The 19,725-nt window shown below is 68.8% G+C and carries 18 protein-coding genes; 8 read left to right on the top strand and 10 right to left on the bottom strand.

The window, feature by feature from the left end; all coding sequences use genetic code 11:
* The first annotated feature begins 153 nt into the window (after window positions 1-153).
* The 4 genes from AAN986_RS02585 (at window position 154) to AAN986_RS02570 (ending at window position 4,673) form a co-directional block, all read left to right on the top strand.
* On the top strand, window positions 154-2,223 hold the full coding sequence (locus AAN986_RS02585; RefSeq protein WP_016450371.1) for a UvrD-helicase domain-containing protein: 2,070 nt from the start codon (window positions 154-156) through the stop codon (window positions 2,221-2,223).
* 18 nt (window positions 2,224-2,241) lie between these two features.
* A complete protein-coding gene (locus AAN986_RS02580) occupies window positions 2,242-2,736 on the top strand; it encodes a hypothetical protein (RefSeq protein WP_047219273.1) in 495 nt (164 codons plus the stop codon).
* Window positions 2,737-2,824: 88 nt separating this feature from the next.
* Window positions 2,825-4,045 (top strand): phospholipase A, encoded by a 1,221-nt coding sequence (locus AAN986_RS02575; protein WP_047219272.1) that lies wholly within the window; start codon window positions 2,825-2,827, stop codon window positions 4,043-4,045.
* A gap of 166 nt (window positions 4,046-4,211) precedes the next feature.
* Entirely contained in the window at window positions 4,212-4,673 is a 462-nt protein-coding gene (locus AAN986_RS02570) for a hypothetical protein (RefSeq protein ID WP_016454505.1), read from the top strand.
* Window positions 4,674-4,700: 27 nt separating this feature from the next.
* On the opposite strand, the gene AAN986_RS02565 is transcribed toward AAN986_RS02570, so the two are convergent.
* Window positions 4,701-5,171, bottom strand: coding sequence for a universal stress protein (locus AAN986_RS02565; RefSeq protein ID WP_016450367.1), 471 nt, complete (start codon window positions 5,169-5,171; stop codon window positions 4,701-4,703).
* A 135-nt stretch (window positions 5,172-5,306) separates the two neighbouring features.
* Between AAN986_RS02565 and tgt the strand changes: the two genes are divergently transcribed.
* Complete coding sequence (tgt, locus tag AAN986_RS02560; RefSeq protein WP_016450366.1) at window positions 5,307-6,479, top strand: tRNA guanosine(34) transglycosylase Tgt; 1,173 nt, start codon at window positions 5,307-5,309, stop codon at window positions 6,477-6,479.
* 45 nt (window positions 6,480-6,524) lie between these two features.
* Here tgt and AAN986_RS02555 read toward each other — a convergent pair whose 3' ends face one another.
* On the bottom strand, window positions 6,525-7,475 hold the full coding sequence (locus AAN986_RS02555; protein WP_017406524.1) for a LysR family transcriptional regulator: 951 nt from the start codon (window positions 7,473-7,475) through the stop codon (window positions 6,525-6,527).
* Between the two features lie 112 nt (window positions 7,476-7,587).
* On the opposite strand from AAN986_RS02555, the gene AAN986_RS02550 reads away from it, so the two are divergent.
* Window positions 7,588-8,718, top strand: a complete 1,131-nt coding sequence (locus AAN986_RS02550; protein WP_047219271.1) for an aryl-sulfate sulfotransferase — start codon at window positions 7,588-7,590, stop codon at window positions 8,716-8,718.
* Entirely contained in the window at window positions 8,715-9,713 is a 999-nt protein-coding gene (locus AAN986_RS02545) for a tripartite tricarboxylate transporter substrate binding protein (protein WP_016454503.1), read from the top strand. Before AAN986_RS02550 ends, AAN986_RS02545 begins: the two co-directional genes overlap by 4 nt.
* 34 nt (window positions 9,714-9,747) lie before the next feature.
* Here AAN986_RS02545 and AAN986_RS02540 read toward each other — a convergent pair whose 3' ends face one another.
* The 7 genes from AAN986_RS02540 to AAN986_RS02510 form a co-directional block, all read right to left on the bottom strand.
* Complete coding sequence (locus AAN986_RS02540; RefSeq protein WP_017406527.1) at window positions 9,748-10,524, bottom strand: hypothetical protein; 777 nt, start codon at window positions 10,522-10,524, stop codon at window positions 9,748-9,750.
* A gap of 97 nt (window positions 10,525-10,621) precedes the next feature.
* Complete coding sequence (locus tag AAN986_RS02535) at window positions 10,622-11,782, bottom strand: GGDEF domain-containing protein (protein ID WP_241150427.1); 1,161 nt, start codon at window positions 11,780-11,782, stop codon at window positions 10,622-10,624.
* 193 nt (window positions 11,783-11,975) lie between these two features.
* A complete protein-coding gene (locus AAN986_RS02530; RefSeq protein ID WP_047219277.1) occupies window positions 11,976-13,190 on the bottom strand; it encodes a GGDEF domain-containing protein in 1,215 nt (404 codons plus the stop codon).
* A 107-nt stretch (window positions 13,191-13,297) separates the two neighbouring features.
* Entirely contained in the window at window positions 13,298-14,395 is a 1,098-nt protein-coding gene (locus AAN986_RS02525; RefSeq protein ID WP_047219269.1) for a zinc ribbon domain-containing protein, read from the bottom strand.
* A gap of 67 nt (window positions 14,396-14,462) precedes the next feature.
* Window positions 14,463-15,281 carry a DUF2145 domain-containing protein gene (locus tag AAN986_RS02520; protein WP_016450358.1) on the bottom strand — a complete coding sequence of 273 codons (819 nt, stop codon included), beginning with the start codon at window positions 15,279-15,281 and terminating at the stop codon, window positions 14,463-14,465.
* Window positions 15,282-15,289: 8 nt separating this feature from the next.
* A complete protein-coding gene (locus AAN986_RS02515; RefSeq protein ID WP_016450357.1) occupies window positions 15,290-15,760 on the bottom strand; it encodes a hypothetical protein in 471 nt (156 codons plus the stop codon).
* 37 nt (window positions 15,761-15,797) lie between these two features.
* Window positions 15,798-16,271 carry a YiaA/YiaB family inner membrane protein gene (locus AAN986_RS02510; protein WP_012202471.1) on the bottom strand — a complete coding sequence of 158 codons (474 nt, stop codon included), beginning with the start codon at window positions 16,269-16,271 and terminating at the stop codon, window positions 15,798-15,800.
* Window positions 16,272-16,581: 310 nt separating this feature from the next.
* On the opposite strand from AAN986_RS02510, the gene AAN986_RS02505 reads away from it, so the two are divergent.
* Window positions 16,582-17,763 (top strand): saccharopine dehydrogenase NADP-binding domain-containing protein, encoded by a 1,182-nt coding sequence (locus tag AAN986_RS02505; protein ID WP_047219268.1) that lies wholly within the window; start codon window positions 16,582-16,584, stop codon window positions 17,761-17,763.
* Here the strand turns inward: AAN986_RS02505 and AAN986_RS02500 are convergent.
* Window positions 17,760-19,724, bottom strand: a complete 1,965-nt coding sequence (locus tag AAN986_RS02500; protein ID WP_047219267.1) for an MFS transporter — start codon at window positions 19,722-19,724, stop codon at window positions 17,760-17,762. The two genes, AAN986_RS02505 and AAN986_RS02500, sit on opposite strands and share 4 nt — an antisense overlap.
* Window position 19,725 lies beyond the last annotated feature (1 nt).

Raw genomic sequence — 19,725 nt, 5'->3', positions numbered from 1 at the left:
TCGGTGGCTGTACAGCCACAGACAGCTCCCCGCGGGTCGCGAGATTTGTCGCCGAATTCCAAGGGTGCTTACACCTGCCCGGACGGCCCCGACCCCCGAAGCGGTATGCTCCCGCTTCCCTCACTTTCACGCCTTTCCCCGCGCAACGCACCCATGTCCGCAGGACTCAATCTGGCCCAGCTCCAGGCCGTCCACTACACCGAAGGCCCCTGCCTGGTCCTGGCCGGCGCGGGCTCGGGCAAGACACGCGTGATCACGCACAAGATCGGACGCCTGATCGAGACGGGCATGGCGCCACGGCGCATCGCAGCCATCACCTTCACCAACAAGGCAGCGGCCGAAATGCGCGAGCGCGCGGCCGGCCTCATCGGCCGACAGGCCAAGGATGTGCTGGTCTGCACCTTCCACGCCCTGGGCGTGCGCATGGTGCGCGAGGACGGCCATGTGCTGGGCCTCAAGCCCCAGTTCAGCATCCTGGATGCCGACGACGTGACGGGCATCCTCAAGGACTGCTCGGGCGGCACCACCGACCTGGCCACGGCGCGCCAGTGGCAATGGACCATCAGCAACTGGAAGAACGCCGGCTGGGACAGCCGCAAGGCCCTGGCCATGGCCCAGGACGACAACGAACGCAGCACGGCGCTGATCATGCAGCGCTACGAAGAGCGCCTGACCGCCTACCAGAGCGTGGACTTCGACGACCTGATCGGCATGCCCATGCGCCTGCTCAAGAACCACGCCGAGGTGCGCGAGAAATGGCAGCGCCTGCTGGGCCATGTGCTGGTGGACGAATACCAGGACACCAACGCCACGCAGTACGAGCTGCTCAAGCTGCTGGTGGGCAGCCGGGCCCACTTCACGGCCGTGGGCGACGACGACCAGAGCATCTACGGCTGGCGCGGCGCCACGCTGGACAACCTCAAGAAGCTGCCGGTGGAGTTCCCGCAGCTCAAGGTGATCAAGCTGGAGCAGAACTACCGCTCCACCTCGGCCATCCTGCGTGCGGCCAACAACGTGATCCAGCCCAACCCCAAGCTCTATCCGAAGACGCTGTTCTCGGAGCTGGGCGAAGGCGAGCCCGTGCGCATCGTGGACTGCGACACCGAGGAGCACGAGGCCGAGCGCGCCGTGGCCCGCATCCAGAGCCTGCGCGCGGCCAGCAACCCGCCGCCGGACTGGAAGGATTTCGCCATCCTCTACCGCGCCAACCACCAGGCCAAGCCCTTCGAGAAGGCCTTGCGCAAGGCCAACATTCCCTACAAGGTCTCGGGCGGCACCAGCTTCTTCGACCGCGCCGAGATCAAGGACCTGTGCGCCTGGTTCCGGCTGTGGATCAACAACGACGACGACCCCGCCTTCCTGCGCGCCATCGGCACGCCCAAGCGCGGCATAGGCCACACCACGCTGGGCAAGCTGGGCGAGTTTTCCTCGCAGCACAAGCTCAGCATGTTCGGCGCCCTGTTCGCGCACATGCTGGAAGCGGCCCTGCCCAAGAAGGCGCATGACAGCCTGCTGGAGTTCGGCCGCTACATCAACGACCTCGAATACCGCGCCCGCCACACGCTGGGCGCCGAGCAGTCGCGCGGCTTCATGCTCGACTGGCTCAAGGAGATCGGCTACGAGCAGTACCTCTACGACAGCGAGGACAGCGAATCGGTGGCCGCCGCGCGATGGAGCAACGTGCTGGAGTTCTGCGACTGGATGGCCCAGCGCGCCGGCGGCCAGATCGAGGATGCGGCGGGAACGACCACGCACACCGAGGTCAAGAGCCTGCTGGAGGTGGCGCGCAACATCGCCCTGCTGTCCACCATCAGCGAGCGCGAGAAGGAGCAGGACATGGTCATCCTGTCCACGCTGCACGCCTCCAAGGGCCTGGAATGGCCGCATGTGATGCTGGTCGGCGTGACCGAGGGCATGCTGCCCTTCAAGCTCGACGACGACGATGGCCGCCAGCAAAAGGTCAGCGACGAGACCGCCCAGCGCCTGCAGGAAGAGCGCCGCCTCATGTACGTGGGCATCACGCGCGCCCGGCGATCGCTGGCCGTGAGCTGGACCAAGCGCCGCAAGAAGGGCCGCGAGATGGTCTCCACCCTGCCCAGCCGCTTCATCAAGGAAATGGGCCTGGACGCCGCCACCTCGCGCGAAGACCCGCGCGAGAAGCTGCGCCAGCTGCGAGCCGAGTTCGCGCTCAAGGCGCAGCAGTCCACGCCCGCCGACTCCTGATTCCCCGAAAGACACCGCATGCGTTTTTACCGCCCCGTTCTCAGCCTGGCGCTGGTGGCCGTGACCGCCGCCTGCTCCAGCACCGCCTTGCAGCCCACCGCACAGCCCACCGCCCAGGCCAAGGCCGCACCCAAGGCCGCCCGCACAGCCTCCGCACAGCCCCCTCTCTCATGCCCCGAGGGCGAGGAAATGAAGGACAGCCAGCTGCAGGGCGAATGGACCGGCACGGTCGAAGGCCAGGCCCAGCCCGTGCGCCTGCAGCTGGGACCGCACCCCCAGTGGAAGGGCAACGTCAAGGGCACGATCGCGCGCGGCGCAGACACCCGGCCCATGGTCGGCGACGTGGCCGATGACCACATCACGCTGGAAGAAAGCGCCGACGGCAAGCGCATCACCGCCACCTGGCTGGGCGATGTCGTCGAAGGCAGCTGCGCCCGCGAGATCCGCGGCAACTACCTCGAAGGCGAGGATGCCGCGCCCCGGCCCTTCGTGCTGCGCAAGCTCGCGCCCTGACCGGCCCCCGAGCCTGCACACGAGCCCCCTGCTGCCTCTTCACTCATTACCCCTTACTCTTCGCTCCTTCCATCACCGGACCCCTGCCATGACGAATCCTCCACACCTGGATCGCCGCAAGCGCCCAAGCCGCACGCCGACACCCCTGCAGTGGGCCCTGGCCATGGGCCTGGGCGCCACGCCCTGGCTCGGCGCCCAGGCGCAGACAGCGCCCCGCCCCCTGTCCGAGGACGCCTGGCGCCAGTGCGCCGCCACCACGGACAACCAGTCTCGCCTGGCCTGCTTCGACACCTGGGCACAGCAGCAGCAACCGCTGACCGCGCCGCCAGCCACCGGCTGGAGTGCTCCGGCCGCCAGCGCCGCAGCCGATCCTGGCGCCCTGCCCACGCCCGCCCCCGTGGTGACGGCCGACAGCGGCCAGGGCCTGGCGCTGCCCACCACCCCCACCAACGGCGGCTGCCGCGACCCGCGCTACAGCGAGCTGTCGCGCTACTTCGAGCTGGAACCGGGCAGCGACTGCGGTACCTTCAGCTTCCGCGGCTACCGGCCCATGTCCGTGTCCGTGGTGACGGCCGACCATGTCAACCGGCAGCCCACCACGCCCGGCAAGGACCCTGCGCAGTCGCAGCCCTACAAGACCGAGGAAATGCGCGTGCAGCTGTCGGTGCGCACCAAGGTCGCCCAGGGCCTGCTGACCGGCAGCACCTCGGCGGGCAAGGACTCGCTGTGGGTCGGCTACACCCAGCAGTCGTACTGGCAGCTGTTCAGCCCCGCCATCTCGCGGCCCTTCCGCAACACGGACCACGAGCCCGAGATCTTCTACGTCTACCCCACCGATGCCCGGCTGCCCTTCGGCTGGCGCTGGCGCTACAGCGGCGTGGGACTGGTGCACCAGTCCAACGGCCAGAGCGATCCGCTGTCGCGCAGCTGGAACCGCTGGTATCTGATGACCGGCTTCGAGCTGGACAACCGCTGGCAGCTGCACGCCAAGGCCTGGCAGCGCATCCGCGAAAGCGCCGAGCACGACGACAACCCGCGCATCCAGGACTACATAGGCCGGGGCGAGGTGAAACTGGGCTGGAACGTCAATGCACAGAACTATCTAGGCTTCACTGCGCGCGGCTCGCTGGGCCAGGGCCGCGGCTCCGGCCGCGTCGAATGGCTGCGCACCCTAGGCGAAGGATGGAACGGTGGCAAGAGCAATTTGCGCCTGCATGTCCAGCTTTTCAGCGGATACGGTGACAGCCTGATCGATTACAACTACAAGCGCACCGTGCTCAGCGTGGGCTTCAGCCTTCTGGACTTCTAGAAGGCCGGCCCTCGCGGGCACGCTTTGCCGCTTGCCCTTCGCGGGGAAGCCCCGCCCCGCTGGCTGCATTGCCAGCGGCCGGGGCCATGCGTCAGAATGCGCCGATGCCCCGGGCCTTTGCAGGCAGGCCCGGAACCCGCCCCAGAACGAACCGCGGAGGTCCGCCATGGATTTGCAATACCAGCTCAAGGCCGGCAGTTACTGCCTGTACGACATGCGCGAGACGCCCAGTGCCATCACGGGCGAGCGCCGCTGCCGGCTCAGGACCGAGCTGGTGGCCATTGCCTTCGACCTGGTCACGGGCCAGGTCCATGAGCATGGCTCGCCCACGCGCATCCATGCCTGGGCGCTGTGCACGCGCAGGCGGCTGCGCGCGGCCGGCGACTGGGACCAGGCCGACAGCATCGTCGTGGTCTCCGGGCCCCTGCCGGTGGACGAGATCAACAAATGCCTGGGCATACGCGGCTATTGCCGCCGCATGTTCCAGCGCCTGGCCAGCCTGCCGCACGGCAAGCTGCAGCCCCACGCGCATGCGCACGCTCATGGTGCCCACGGCGCCTACGGAGCTTACGGCGCCCATGCAGGCCGGCACCAGAGCCATCAGGGCCAGCAGCGGCGGGCTGCCTGAAGGCCCGCGCGCCTGCCCGGCGCGGCCTCACTCGGGACTCAGGTCCTGCTCCTCATCTTCATCGCGCGGCTCGGCATGCTTGACGATGGTCACCGGCAGCCGGCTGTTGCGCGCCACCTCGCGCGAGACCGAGCCGATCAGCACGCGCCGCAGGCCGCCCTGGCCCAGCGCGCCGATGATGATCTGCTCGCAGCCCGTGCTCTCGGCAATGTCGGCCAGCGCGGCGGCGGGCTCGCCCAGGCCGATCTCCACCTCGTAGGAAATGCCGGCAGCCCGCACCAGGGCCACGGCCGGCGCCACCAGGTGCATACCGGCGTCCACGCTGGCGGCGGCGATCATGTCCGAGTCCTGCGTGGCCAGCTCGAACAGCGAGGCCTCCTGCTGCACATGGGCCAGCACGAAATGCGCCTGAAGGCCCTGGCGCACCAGGGAGATGGCGTGGTGCACGGCATCCAGCGAGGGCTCGGACCCGTCGACGGCAATCATGATCTTCAGCATGCAGACCTCCTTTTTTGTAGCTGGCGAATCGCAACCACCCCAGTGTAGACGCGGGCCGGCTAAGCCGGACGGGCTCCGGGGACAGTCGCGGCGCGTCCGACACGCGCATGCGGCCATCTGGGACAATGGAGGGCTATGCTGCAATTCGACCTGCTCAAGACCGATCCCTCCAGCCACGCGCGCCGCGGCCAGCTCACGCTCAACCACGGCGTGGTGCAGACACCCATCTTCATGCCCGTGGGCACCTATGGCACCGTCAAGGGCGTGATGCCGCGCAGCCTGCAGGAGATGGGCGCGCAGATCATCCTGGGCAACACCTTCCACCTGTGGATGCGCCCGGGGCTGGACATCATGCAGAGCTTCGGCGGCCTGCACGGCTTCGAGAAGTGGGACAAGCCCATCCTCACCGACTCGGGGGGATTCCAGGTCTGGAGCCTGGGCGCCATGCGCAAGATCACCGAGGAAGGCGTGCACTTCGCCAGCCCGGTCAATGGCGACAAGCTGTTCATGTCGCCCGAAGTCAGCATGCAGATCCAGACGATCCTGAACTCGGACATCGTCATGCAGCTGGACGAATGCACGCCCTACGAGACCAACGGCCACAAGACCACCGAGGCCGAGGCACGCAAGAGCATGGAGATGAGCCGCCGCTGGGCCAAGCGCTCCAGCGACGAATTCCAGCGCCTGGGCAACCCCAACGCGCTGTTCGGCATCGTGCAGGGCGGCATGTACGAGAACCTGCGCGAGGAATCGCTGCAGGCCCTGGTCGAGATGGACTTTCCCGGCTACGCCGTGGGCGGCGTCTCGGTGGGCGAGCCCAAGGACGAGATGCTGGCCATCATGGCCCACACGCCGCACCGCCTGCCGGCCCACAAGCCGCGCTACCTGATGGGCGTGGGCACGCCCGAGGACCTGGTGCAGGGCGTGGCCGACGGCGTGGACATGTTCGACTGCGTCATGCCCACGCGCAATGCGCGCAACGGCACCATCTTCACGCGCTATGGCGACCTGAAGATCCGCAATGCACGCCACAAGACCGACCACCAGCCGCTGGACCCCAGCTGCACCTGCCACGCCTGCGCCGGTGCCAGCGGCGTGAGCTGGGAGCAAGGCGGACGCGACGGCTTCTCGCGCGCCTACCTGCACCATCTGGACCGCTGCGGCGAGATGCTGGGCCCCATGCTCACCACCATCCACAACCTGCACTACTACCTGAACCTGATGCAGGAAGTGCGCAATGCGCTGGAGGCGGGCAACTTCACTGAAATGCGCGCACGCTTCAAGGCCGAGCGCGCCCGGGGCGTCTGACGCCCCGCAGCCGATCGTTCAGGTCACTCAGGTGGTCAGGGTCGCTCAGGTCGCCATATCCTTGAGCGACCAGGACACGCCGGTCTCGAAGCCGGCGCGCATCTCGTCGGCCACGCGCTCCAGCTCGTCCAGAAACAGGCGCATGGCGGCCGCCCTGGTGTAGCCGATGCGCTGGTACAGACAGCTTGGCAGCTGTGCTCCTGCATCGTGCAGGGGCCGCCAGAGCAGGCGGCCGGCCGCCACATCCTCGGCCACGTTGTCGGGCACCAGGAATCCCAGGGCCGTGCTGCCGGCCACCAGGCGCCGCACCATGGGCACGGAGCTGGTCTCCACCAGCGGCCGCTGCTGGTGCAGGGCTGCGCTGTCCATCTGCTCCAGCATGCTGCGCAGCTCCATGCCCGGCGCCATCAGGATCAGCGGATAGGCCACGCAATCGCGCAGGCGCAGCAGGCGCGGCTCGGTGGCCAGCGGATGGCCGGGAGCCATCACCGCGCCCAGCGGCTGGGGCCAGGCCCGCACCTCCTGCACGCCGGGCGGCGGCGGGCGGCGCAGGCAATAGGCCACATCGATCTCTCCCTGCGCAACGCCGCGCAGCAGCTCCTCGCCCGTGCCCGAGCGCACGCTGAAGGTGATGCCCGGATAGCGCCCGTGCAGGCTGGCGATCACCAGGGGCAGCAGGTACTCGGCCGTGGCATGGGACACGCCCACGCGCACATGGCCCCGGCGCAGGGCGCGCAGGTCCTCCACCTGGGCCAGCGCGTTGTCGAAGTCACGCTGGCTGCGCCGCACGGCCGCCAGCATCAGCTCCCCGGCGGTTGTCAGCTGCATGCCGCGCGGCAGGCGGTCGAACAGCGGCACGCCGACCTGGGCCTCCAGATTGAGGATCTGCTGGTTCACGGCGGCCGCCGTCAGGTGCAGCGTGACGGCGGCCTTGCGCACCGAGCCACGGCGCGCCACCTCGTCGAAACAGCGAAAGGCCTGGGAGATTGCGGGCATGGCGCGGAGTGTAAATTTTTATCTGACACCTCATCCAAAACAAACAGCTATTCCTGACGCTTGCGACTGCCTACAGTGGCGCTCATTCCCCGCCCTCCTTTGAAAGCAGCCCATGGCAAGCACCGTAGACCAAGTCACCCAGCGCCGCCGCGGCGTCGGACTCATCGCCCACGACCCCGCCCTTTCGGCCGGCGGCTACACCCTGATCGCGCCGCAGACGGCCGACGGCCATGTCTACCTGGTGGACGTCGAGGGCCGCGTGGCCCATGAATGGAAACTGCCCGTGCGCGCGGGCCGCCATGCCGTGATCCTGCCCAACGGCAACCTGGGCTACAACGGCAACCATCCCCGCTCGCCCGACCGCTATGCGCCGTGGTCCATGTGGCACGGTGGCGATTTCTACGAGGTCACGCCGCAGGGCGAGATCGTCTGGCGCCACGAGGACCCGGACCACCACCATGACGCGCAATGGCTGCCCAACGGCCACCTGCTCTATGCCGCCTGCGCGCCCGTGCCCGAGGGCTTTGCCGAGCGCGTGCCCGGCGGCACCGCGCACGGAACCGGCGAGGTGATGTACGGCGACGTGATCCGCGAGGTGGACCGCAGCGGCCGCCTGGTCTGGGAGTGGAAGGCCTGGGAGCACCTGGAGCCCGAGGATTTCCCCATCCACCCGGGCTTTGGCCGCTACCACTGGCCGCTGGTCAACGGGCTGGGAGTGAGGGCCGACGGCAGCGTGCTCATGAGCCTGCGCACCACCTCCGGCATCATCGCCGTGGACAAGGCCAGCGGCGCGGTGACGCTGCACATTCCGCCTTCCGTGGTCTCGCACCAGCATGCGCCCGTGGCGCTGGACAACGGCCACATCCTGGCCTTCGACAACGGCAACTTCCGCGAAGGCGCCCACGTGGCCTTCTCGCGCGTGGTGGAGATCGATCCGGCCGACCACCGCGTGGTCTGGAGCTACCAGGACGAGATGGTCAACGCCTTCTACACCGCCTTCATGGGCAATGCCCAGCGCCTGTGGAACGGCAACACCCACATCACCGAATCGGCCACGGGCCGGCTCTTCGAGGTCACGCCTGCGGGGGAAGTGGTCTGGGAATACATCCTGCCCTGGTTCGCCGAGTATCCCGATGCCGCAGCGCGCCGCACCGGCCCCGGCCGGCTCAACAGCGTGTTCCAGACCTGGCGCTACCACGCGGACCAGCTGCCCTGGCTGGGCGCTGCCGGGAGGCTGGCATGAGCCTCAACCGCAGGCAACTGGCGGCCTGGATGCTGGGCGCGCCCTGGCTTTCGCCGGCAGCCCGCGCCTCCACGGCTGGGGCCGACGCCTGGCCCAGCCAGCCGCTGACCGTGGTGGTGCCCTTTTCGCCAGGCGGCAGCGTGGACGTGGCCGCACGCCTGGTCATGCCGAGGCTGGCCGAGCGGCTGCACCAGCCCGTGGTCATAGAGAACACGGTGGGCGCCTCGGGCACCATCGCCACCCAGCGTGTCATCAAGGCCCGGCCCGACGGGCACACCGTGCTGTTTGGCGTGGCCAGCTGCGTGCTGATCGCGCCGCTGGTCTCGCCAGAACGCTTTCGCTATGACGGCCTCAGGGAGCTGCTGCCCGTGGCGCCCGTGGCCTCTTCGGCCTTCGTGCTGGCAGGCCGCCCCGACCTGCCGGCCGCCACGGCGGCCGAGCTGGTGCAGCTGTCACGCCAGCAACCGGGCCGGCTGACCGTGGGCACCGACGGCGTGGGCACCAGCCTGCACCTGACGGCCGAAATGCTCCAGCAGCAGGCCGGCCTGTCATGGACGCATGTGCCCTACAAATCCGGCCCGCAGGCGCTGACCGAGCTGGCAGGCGGGCAGATCGACCTGGCCGTGCTGCCCGTGGCCCTGGTCCAGTCCTTCGTGCGCGAGGGCAAGCTGCGCGGCCTGGGGGTGACATCGCGCCAGCGGGCCGCCACCTTGCCGCAGACACCCAGCCTGTCGGACACGGCGGTCTGGCAGGCGTTCGATGTCGAAGCCTGGCAAGGCCTGCTGCTGCCAGCCCGCACCGATGCCCGCATTGCAGAGCGCCTGGCCCGGGAGACCGCCGCCGTGCTGGCCGAGCCGGAACTGGTGCGCAAGCTGGCCGAGGCCGGCTTCAAGCCCATGGTCATGGAGCAAGCCCAGTTCACCGCCCACCTGCAAAGGGAGAGAAAGCTGCTGGAGGCCACCGTGCAGGCCGCCCGCCTGCAAGGCACAGGCTGACCCGGCCAGGCCCGGCCAGGCGCTGCTTGCGGTGCTACTGCAGGGCGCCGGGCGAGACAAACGAGAGGCCGGCCATCTGCACCAGGGTCCGGCCCCGGGTCAACGGGTAGGAGGGCGAAGGAGACAACGCGCGCGGCTGCAGCCGGAAAAAGGCCTTGCCGCCACAGCGCTGGCCCAGCATCTCGAACTCGGCGCCTTCCAGGCGGCAATCCACCTGCAGGCCCGGTGCGGGCTCATGGGCGATGCCAGACAGCTGCGACAGGCGCTGCAGCGCATCGGGCTCGGGCAGCACGGTGGTTTCGGCGCTGCCATCGACATGCTGGACATGCACGGGCCGGCCAGCCAGGACCTTGAGCGGATACACCAGTTCCAGGCCCGCCCGCCCGGCGCGCAGGCCCCGCTGCAGGCCGCCGTCGACATCCCCCTGGGCACGCGCCCAGCACGTGAAGCTCAGTCCGCGCGCCGAACCCACGATGCGCACGCGCCAGGCCAGGCTCAGCTCCTCGCAGTCCACCACCGTTTCGTAGAAGGCCTCGAAGCGGCCGGCCCGCTCGCGCAGGCTCAGTTCGCCCGCGCCATGCACACAGCGGTCACCCTGTCCGTCGCGCGCCACAAAGGCCATGGAGCGCAGGATGTCGACGCCGCCATAGCGGACATTGCGCAGGCCGCCGTCGGCCAGTTCGGCGCGGAGCGGGCCGGCCTGCAACTGGCGGGGGCCGGACTGCAGATGCCTATCCCAGCCTTGCGCAGACACCACGATGCCAGCGCCCTCGGGCCCGTTGCCGGCGATTTCAGCGAACCATTGGTTCATATTTGCACCCTTGTCCATTCCGAGCATGGATGCCGATGCTATGGACGATCGGTGCGCATGAATAACGATGTTTTCTGTCACTCGTCGTGAGCTGCACTCACAAGCGGTCAGGCATTCCGGCATCAGTCCGGGGGGCCGGGGCGCCGCTCAAGACCTGCGGGGCCTGTTGCGGCTCCAGCACCGTGCAGTTGCGGCCCTGGGCCTTGCCTCGGTACAGCGCCGCATCGGCGCGCGCGATGGTGGCCTCTACCGATTCGCCCGTGCGGTACTGCGCCGCGCCCAGCGTGCAGGTGACGCGGGCGCCCTCGCCCAGGGTGTGCGTCCACGGGGCTTCGGCAATGCGCAGGCGCAGGCGCTCCAGCAGTTCGCCGGCCTGGGCAAGGTCGGTGTCCGGCAGCACCAGCAGGAATTCCTCGCCGCCATAGCGGCCCACGCCATCTGTACTGCGCAGCTGCGACTTCAGCAGCGCGCCGAAAGCGCGCAACACGCGGTCGCCGCCTTCATGGCCAAAGCTGTCGTTGATGCGCTTGAAGTGGTCTATGTCCAGCAACGCCACGCACAGCACCTCGCCACGCTCCTGGGCGGCGGTACGCACTTCGTGCAGCCGCTCCATCACGCCGCGCCGATTGCTGACGCCGGTCAGGTCGTCATGGCGCAGCAAGGCCTCGATCTGCGCCAGCGCAGCGGCCAGCTTGTCATTGGCGATGCCCAGCCGGTACTGCATGCTGCGAAAGAAGGTCGCCTGCACGCTGCAGCGCACCACGGCCCCCAGCACCACGCCGAAGGCCAGCAGCTGGCCCGCAGCCGTGTCCGTGGTCATGCGCATCAGCGGACCCCGCCAGCAGATGATGGCGGCCACGGCAACGAGGGTGCCTATCCACGTCAGCCAGAAGCTGGTGCGGCTGCGTGCGAGAAAACCGTCGGCGCTGAAGGCGATCAGCATCACCATCGACTGGAACGCCAGCGCGGGTGCCGCCATGACCATGCCCAGCACGCCGATGATGGACACCAGCTGGTGCGTGAGGAACATGCCCGGATCGCGCAGCTTGTGGCACCAGTCGCTGGCATAGGCCCAGGTGATGAAGCCCATGCCGGCCGCCACCCACAGTCCATAGCCCAGCACCACGGGCCAGGGCGCGTAGCCGGCCCATGCATGGCCCAGGAACAGCAGCAGCGCATAGAGATGGCTGAGCAGCACGGAGATGTGCAGCTGCCAGGTGCGGCGTTTCCAGCGCTCCAGGTGCAGCGCCTCGTCCACCAGCGGTGACGCCGGCTTCGGCCCCCAAAGGAGGCGGTCGGGAAGATTCCGGGAAATGGAGGAAAGCACGGGCATGCAATGAAGCGCGGCGGGCCGGCGGCCCCGATGGGCGCCCATTGTGACCGCATCCGGGAAATCCCGAGGAGCGCGCTCCCCCGCAGGGGATGAACAGGCCCTATCGCAGGCTGTGCGTCTAGGACGCGCGCGGCGGCCGCACATCCTCGGCCACCACGATCTGGTTGCGCCCGCAGGCGCGGCCATGCAACAGGGCTGCCTCGGCCCGCTGCACCAGCCGCTCCGAGGTCTCGCCCGCCTGGAACTCCGCCACGGCCAGGGTCAGGGTCAGCGGGTCCTTGTCGGGATCGGGGATGGGCGTTTCGCTCCAGCGCTGCTGGCGCACACCCTCGCGCACGCGCTGCAGGGCCCAGACGGCCTGGACCGAGGCGGTATCGGGCATCACCAGCATGAAGGTGTCGTCGCGGTAGCGGCCTATGCCGTCCACGGTGCGCAGATGCGTGACCAGCAGGCCGCTGAGCATGAGCAGCACGCGGTCCTGCAGCGAGGGGCCCTTGTAGGCCTGGTGAACACCCACGCGCTCCACCCACGGGTCCAGCTCCAGCAGCACCACGCAAAACGGCTCGGGCTTGCGGGCATGGCGTTCGCGCAGGCCATCGACCACATCCATCAAACGCGCGTAATTGGCCACGCCGGTGAGTGTGTCGCGCCCCGTGGGCAATTGCAGCGAGCCCACGCGTTTTTGCAACTGCTGCACATCGTCGGCCAGTTGGCCGCAATAGCTCGACAGCTGCGCCAGCTCCTCGGTGTACTGGCGCTGCATGCGGCTCAGCGCCTGCCACAGCGCCAGCGCATGCACGGCCAGCGGCAGCAGCACGCTGGCCAGCCACAGGATGCGCACGGCGACCGGGCCCGGCGCCATCTGCGGCATGGGCCTGGCCACCACCACGGCGCAGAGCATGGCCAGCATGGCGCACAGCACCACCACCTGGCCCGTGGGCAGATGCAGCGCCTGCTCGCGCTCGCCATCCCAGGGCAGCCAGGCGACGGCCGCCAGCCACAGCAGGGCACAAGCCCAGGCCAGGGTCGGCTGCCATGCCGCCAGCAGCAAAGCCATCGTGGCCTGTATCCAGCCATGGCCGCGCAGCGTCCGGGTCAGCGGCAAGCCGGCTGCATGGCAGCGCCAGATCCAGGCCATGCCGGCCAATGCCGACAGCGCGGCGTAGGCCGCCCATGCTTTCCATGAAGAAGGGCCCGCCAGCACATGACCTGCCAGAAGGGCCGCCCCCACGGCCCAGGCCGCAAGGGGAAGGACATGGGCGGTCCCGCCGGCCGGTGGGTGGGCGGACTGCGCTGGCGTGTGTTGTGGGGGATACGGCAGCTGGCGTGACATGGCATCCTCGCTGAAGACATCTGCGCCCCGGCCGAGCGCGCAAGCCATGGTGTACCACAACCCCGTGCAGCTTCAAGGGGCTTGGAGCCCCTGACGGCCAGGCCGGCTCAGCCTGCCGCCGGCCCGGGCTCCTGCGCCCGGGGCAGCACCGCGCCCGCCTTCCTGCCGTGGCTATCGGCCTGGGTGCCGCAGCTGTGGCAAAAGCGTACAAAGGCGCTCTTGCGGGTGCTGCAGCTGCCGCAGCGGTCGAACAGGCCGATGCCGCAGTGGGGACAGAAGTCGATGGCGCCGTCCTTCAGATCCACGGGGCGCTCGCAGCCCGGGCACACGCCCTTGGCCAGGCGGGCCAGGGCCACGTCATAGCCCAGTTCCTGGCGCCGCTGCGTCTCCGGCAGCGATTCCTGCTGCTTTTGCCTTTCAAGATAGCGGTTCAGGCCCAGGATGGCCGCGCGCCCCAGCAGCACCGTCACCACGATACCGACCACATAGCGCACGTAGCCGCCGTAGTCGGGCAGGTACGGCACAAGTTCAACGAAGAAAGCGAACAGCGCAAAGAAGATGAATCCCCAGACGAAGGGCCACCAGGTGCTCTTGCGCTGTTTGGCGAACAGCCAGCCGGCCGCCAGCAGCAGCGGCAGGGTCAGCGCCAGGCGGTAGAGAAAGACACGCAGCTCGACGGCGCGCATCTCCGTGCGCCAGGCCTCCATGGCCCCGTCGCGCAGATCGTCCCATTGGCGGTTGGCCGCGTCCAGGCGCTGCCGCGCCCGCAGGCTCGTATCCTGCAGCCGCTCCACGGAGGCGCGGGCGGTGTTCTCTTCCTGCTTGATGGCATCGAGCGCCTGGGTGCGCGACAGCAGTTCGCTGTCCTGCTCGGGCCGGGCGGTGGCACGGCGCGTGGCCACCCAGTTGTCGAAGGTCTCGCGCGCCGAGCGGTAGCGCGACTGCGCGGCCTGGTACTTGAGCCGTGCGTTCTCCAGCGCCGTTTCCGCCTTGTCGTGGTCGGCATCGGCGGCCTTGATCTCGGCCTTCACGGGCTCGGCCGCCTCGGGCGCGATGAAGTCCTCCACCGTGCGCGGCGACTCGACCTGGGGCAGGTCGCCCACCACCAGGCCGCCCAGGCCGATGAGGAAGGACGCGAACACCACCGCCACCAGCCACAGGCCTCGGCGGAACCATTTCTCGGGCAGACGCAGGGCCTTGCTCATGGGGAAACTCCTGTTTCAGTGGCCTGCGGCCGAGGAAGACCGCAGGCGGATGAAGAACCGGTTCGGCTCAGGGCAGCACGCGCACCGGACCCGCCAGCTGGCTGCGCTGCAGCCATTGCGTCACCGACTCCACGGTCACGGTCTCTATGCGGCTGGCATAGCGCTTGTCGTTGGGATGGTCGTCGAAGGCGATGTTGGCAGCCGTCACGCGCCCGCCCAGCCGCGACAGCGCGCGAATCACCAGCACGCCCGGCTCGTAGCCCTTGAACTGCAGCCAGGCCTGGGCCTGCTGGCGCCGCTGCACCGTGGCCGGCTCCATGGCGGCGGCCAGGGTTTCGGTGGCCCACTGGTTGGACTGCTGGTAGCGCTGCCCCCAGGCGTAGCTGACCATGCTGTAGGGCTCGTGCTGGAGGCGCAGCACGGTCTGGGGCTGGGTCAGAAAGGTCCACAGCGCCTGCTGCACGGCGGGCGTGGGCACCTGAACGCCGGCCTCGTAGCGCCACAGGTCGTCCAGGAAGAACTCGCCCAGGCCCTGGCGGTAGACATGGCCGCCGGCCGTGCCGCATTCGTTGAGCTTGTGCGCCACGCGCCAGGGGCCTTCGGGGGTCCTGTAGGCCCAGCCGTAGTGCGAGTAGTGCAGGTCGTACTTGCTCAGGTCCTGGCCCACGCGCGCCAGCAGCACGACACGGGTGCCGTTCTTCGCGTACTCGGCATCCAGCGCCTGGGATGTGCGCTGGGCCAGGTCCAGGCCCTTTTGCAGGGATTGGGGGGTGAGGGGCTTGTCCTCGCAGCTGCGCCCTGCATGGGCCGTGCCCAGCGCGGCGGCCAGGAGCAGGCCCAGGCAGGCGGCACGGGCTGCAGGGGAAGGAGAAAGCAGCGGTTTCATGGCGGGCATCACAGGCGTTCGTTGTGCAGCAGGGCCTTGCCCATCTCGTTGGGGATGAAGGCCAGCACCTTGCCGGCCGCCGAGATGATGACGCCCGTGCCGATCACGCTGCAGGTCAGCACCGTGCCCACGGCGTAAGCCGAGGCGGAGGCGCCTCGCCCCACCACTTCCACGCTGGCCTGGGCGCCGTCGGAGGCACGCTCCAGCAGGTAGACCGTGCCCGTGGCCGAGGCCTGCACCGCCTTCACGGTCAGCACCGCGCCGCCCACCGACAAAGCGGCAGGCACGGCCACCACGGCGCCAGCGGCCGCCGAAGCCACCGAAGCCGTGCCCACCACGGAGGCCACGGGCAGCATGGACAGCGCCACCGAGGCCTCGCTTTGCGCATGGGCAGGCGCCATGGCCAGGGCTGCGCACAGCGCACCAGCGGCCAGCAGGGCACGCGGCAGGCGCGTGAAAACGGATTGGTTGACCATCATTGCTTGGACTCCTGGAAATGCGGGGAAGGGGTGGACATCACTCGGCGTCGGCCGGTTGCGCGGCCTCGCGGCGGCCATGCATGCGGGCCTGCGCCAGGTCGGCCTCGTGGCGGTCACGCAGCATCTTGGCCAGCGTGAAGGCGGTGGTGATGAGATAGAGCCAGCTCACGCCCAGGAAGGCCTTGTAGGTCACGTTGATGTCCATGCTCACCAGCCCCCAGCCGGTCAGCGCCATGGACACGGCAAAGCCGCCCCAGACCACCAGCTTCCACATGGGCGTGTCGCCTGCGCCGCTGCGGCCGCCCTCGTTGTCCCGCACGAACTTGGCCAGCACGAAGGCGGCCGAGAGGCAGAACACATAGCCCATCACCATGAAGGCCTGCTCCAGCTGCTCGCCGGGCAGCCATGCCAGGCCGATGGCGCACAGCGAGACCGCAATGCCGAACGACACCCACACCTGCAGTTGCCAGGCCCGGGTATCACGCTGAACGACGATGGGAGAAGAGGACATTTGCCGAGGTGCCCCTCAAGGGCATTGGTTGAACACGGGACGCATGGTGCCCAGACGTAACTTGCGTGTCTGCATTCAACCGTAACAGTGGCCAGACACAGGCCATCGAGTATCTTCAAACGGTACTTTTCAAGTTTTTGACTGTTGTTTACACCCCAAAAAGTTCCTGCATGTGACACCAGCACACAGGACATCGGGCACGGCACCTGGGCGACAGGAACCCTGCGGCGCGCCACAGACAATGCGCCCACCCCGGCTGCAGTGCAGCGGGCAATCGCACGTTCGCCACGCTGATTGATGGAGATCTCCCATGACCAAACCCTTTGACCTCGTCGTCCACGGCGCCACCGGCTTTACGGGCCGGCTGGTGGTGGAGTACCTGCTCAGGCGCTACCCCGCAGGCAGCGGCCTGCGCTGGGCCATGGGCGGGCGCAATGCCGCCAAGCTCGCGGCCGTGCGCGACGAGCTGGGCGCGCCCGCCGATACCCCGCTGGTGGTGACCGACACCGGCAATCCCGCAAGCCTGCAGGCGCTGATGGAGCAGGCCCGCCTGGTGCTGACCACGGTGGGCCCCTACCAGCTCTACGGCAACGAACTCGTGGCCGCCTGCGCCCGCGCCGGCGTGGACTATGTGGACCTGTGCGGCGAGCCAGCGTGGATGCGCCAGATGATCGATGCCCACGAGGCCGCAGCCCGGGCCAGCGGCGCGCGCATCGTGTTCTCCTGCGGCTTCGATTCCATTCCCTTCGACCTGGGCGTGTTCATGCTGCAGCGAGAGATGCAGGCCCGCTTCGGCCAGCCCGCCCAGCGCGTGCGGGGCCGGGTGCGCAAGATGAAGGGCACGTTCTCGGGCGGCACGGCGGCCAGCCTCAAGGCCACCATGGCGGCGGCCGCCCAGCCGGGCGTGCTGGAACTGCTGCGCAATCCGTTCTCGCTCACGCCGGGCTTCGAGGGTCCGCGCCAACCGTCCGGCAGCAAGCCCATGGTGGACGAGGTGCTGGGCCTGTGGGTGGCGCCCTTCGTGATGGCGGCCATCAACACGCGCAACGTGCACCGCTCCAACTTTCTGCTGGGCCATGCCTATGGCGCCGACTTTGTCTACGACGAGATGATGGTCACAGGCGCGGGCGAAAAGGGCGAGGCCCTGGCCAACGCCGTGGCGGCCGACAAGTCGCTGGGCGCGGACGACGGCCCCAAGCCTGGCGAGGGGCCATCGCGCGAAGAGCGTGAATCGGGCTTCTACGACGTGCTGTTCATCGGCACCGACACGACCGGCCACAGCCTGCGCGTGGGCGTCAAGGGCGACCGCGATCCGGGCTACGGCTCCACGTCCAAGATGATCACCGAGGCCGCCGTCTGCCTGCTGCAGGACGCCCCGGACACGCCCGGCGGCATCTGGACCACGGCGCCTGCCATGGGCGACGCGCTCATCGCCAGGCTCAAGGCCAATGCCGGCCTGAGCTTCACGGTGGAGGAACAGAACCCCTCTTAGGCCGCCAGCAGCCGCTGCACGCGCTCGCGCAGCAGCGCGGGCTGCACCTCGGCCTGGGCCATGGGCTGGCCCACGTTCAGGCCCACACGGTTGAACAGGCCACGGCGGAAGGGCCGCACCATGGCGCCGCCCTGCTCGATGCGGCTGAAGTACGAGCCCCAGAGATTGGTCAGCGCCATGGGGACCACGGGCACCTGCAGGCCATCGGCCTGGGCGCGCTCGACGATCTTCATGATGCCGCCACGGAACTCCTGCAGCTGCCCGTCGCGCGTGATGCCGCCCTCGGGGAAGATGGCCAGCAGGTCGCCCTCGCGCAGCACCTGGGCGGCGCGCTCGAACGCAGCCTCGTAGGTGGCGGGATCTTCCTTCTGGGGCGCGACCGGAATGGCCTTGGCCAGGCGGAACAGCCAGCCCAGCACGGGCACGCGGAAGATGCGGTGGTCCATCAGGAAGTAGATGGGCCGGGGGCTGGCGGCCATGAGCAGCACGGCATCGACAAAGCTCACATGGTTGCAGGCCAGGATGGCCGCGCCGGTGGCCGGGATGTGCTCGTCGCCCTGCACCTTGAAGCGGTACACGAAGCGCGAGACCACCCAGGCCACGAAGCGCAGCAGGTACTCGGGCACCAGCAAGAAGATGTAGGCCGCCACCACGGCATTGGCAATGCCCGTGATCAGGAAAACCTGGGGAATGCTGAAGCCCGCCGCCAGCAGCGCGCCGGCCAGCACGCTGGAGGCGATCATGAACAGCGCGTTGAGGATGTTGTTGGCCGCGATGATCCGCGCGCGGTGCGTGGGCTGGCTGCGCATCTGGATCAGCGCGTACATGGGCACGCTGTAGATGCCGGCCGACAGGGCCAGCATGCCCAGGTCGGCCATCACGCGCCAGTGCGCGGGCTGGGCAAAGAAGGCACCCACGCCCATCAGCTCGGAGGCCGGCAGCGCGCGCGAGGCAAAGAACAGGTCCACGGCGAACACGCTCATGCCGATGGCGCCCAGCGGCACCAGGCCGATCTCCACATGGCGGCGGCTGAACACCTCGCACAGCAGCGAGCCCGTGCCAATGCCCACGGAAAACACCACCAGCAGCAGCGAGGCCACATGCTCGTCGCCATGCAGCACCTCCTTGGCAAAGCTGGGGAACTGGGCCAGGAACACGGCGCCGAAGAACCACATCCAGCTGATGCCCAGCAGCGAGCGGAACACGGCGGGCTGCTCGCGGGCCAGCTGCAGGTTGCGCCAGGTCTCGGTGAAGGGGTTCCAGTTGATGACCAGGTGCGGGTCGGTGGCCGGCGCATTGGGGATGAACTGCGCAAAGATCCGCCCGATCACCGCCAGCGCCAGGCAGGCCACGGCCACCTGCATATGGCCCACCTCGGGCACGGCCACCAGCAGGCCGCCTGCCACGTTGCCCAGCAGGATGGCCACGAAGGTGCCCATCTCCACCATGCCGTTGCCGCCCGTCAGCTCGCGCTCGCTGAGCACCTGGGGCAGGTAGGCGAATTTCACGGGGCCGAACAGCGTGGAGTGCAGGCCCATCAGGAAGACGCAGCCCAGCAGCAGCGGCACATTGGCCTGGATGAAGCCCCAGGCGGCCAGCGCCATGATGGCGATCTCCAGGTTCTTGACCAGGCGGAACATGCGGGTCTTGTCCCACTTGTCCGTCAGCTGGCCCGAGGTGGCCGAGAACAGCAGGAACGGCAGGATGAACAGCGCCCCGATCACCAGCCCCGCCATGGCCGAAGGCAGCCAGGAGACGCTGAGCTGGTAGGTCACCATCACGGTGAGCGCGAACTTGAACAGGTTGTCGTTGGCCGCCCCCGAGAACTGCGTCCAGAAGAACGGCGCAAAGCGCCGCTGGCCCAGCAGGGCGAACTGGTTGGGGTGCTCGTGCGCGGCCGATGGCACGGCGCCGGCCGTTGCGGTGGGGGCAGACGGGCTGCCGGTCTCTTGCTGGAACATC

Origin of the sequence: Delftia sp. DS1230 (genome assembly GCF_040112715.1) — a bacterium.
GTDB lineage: Bacteria > Pseudomonadota > Gammaproteobacteria > Burkholderiales > Burkholderiaceae_C > Comamonas > Comamonas tsuruhatensis.
Note: the sequence above shows the minus strand (reverse complement) of the source record. Positions and strands in the feature narration are given on the sequence as shown.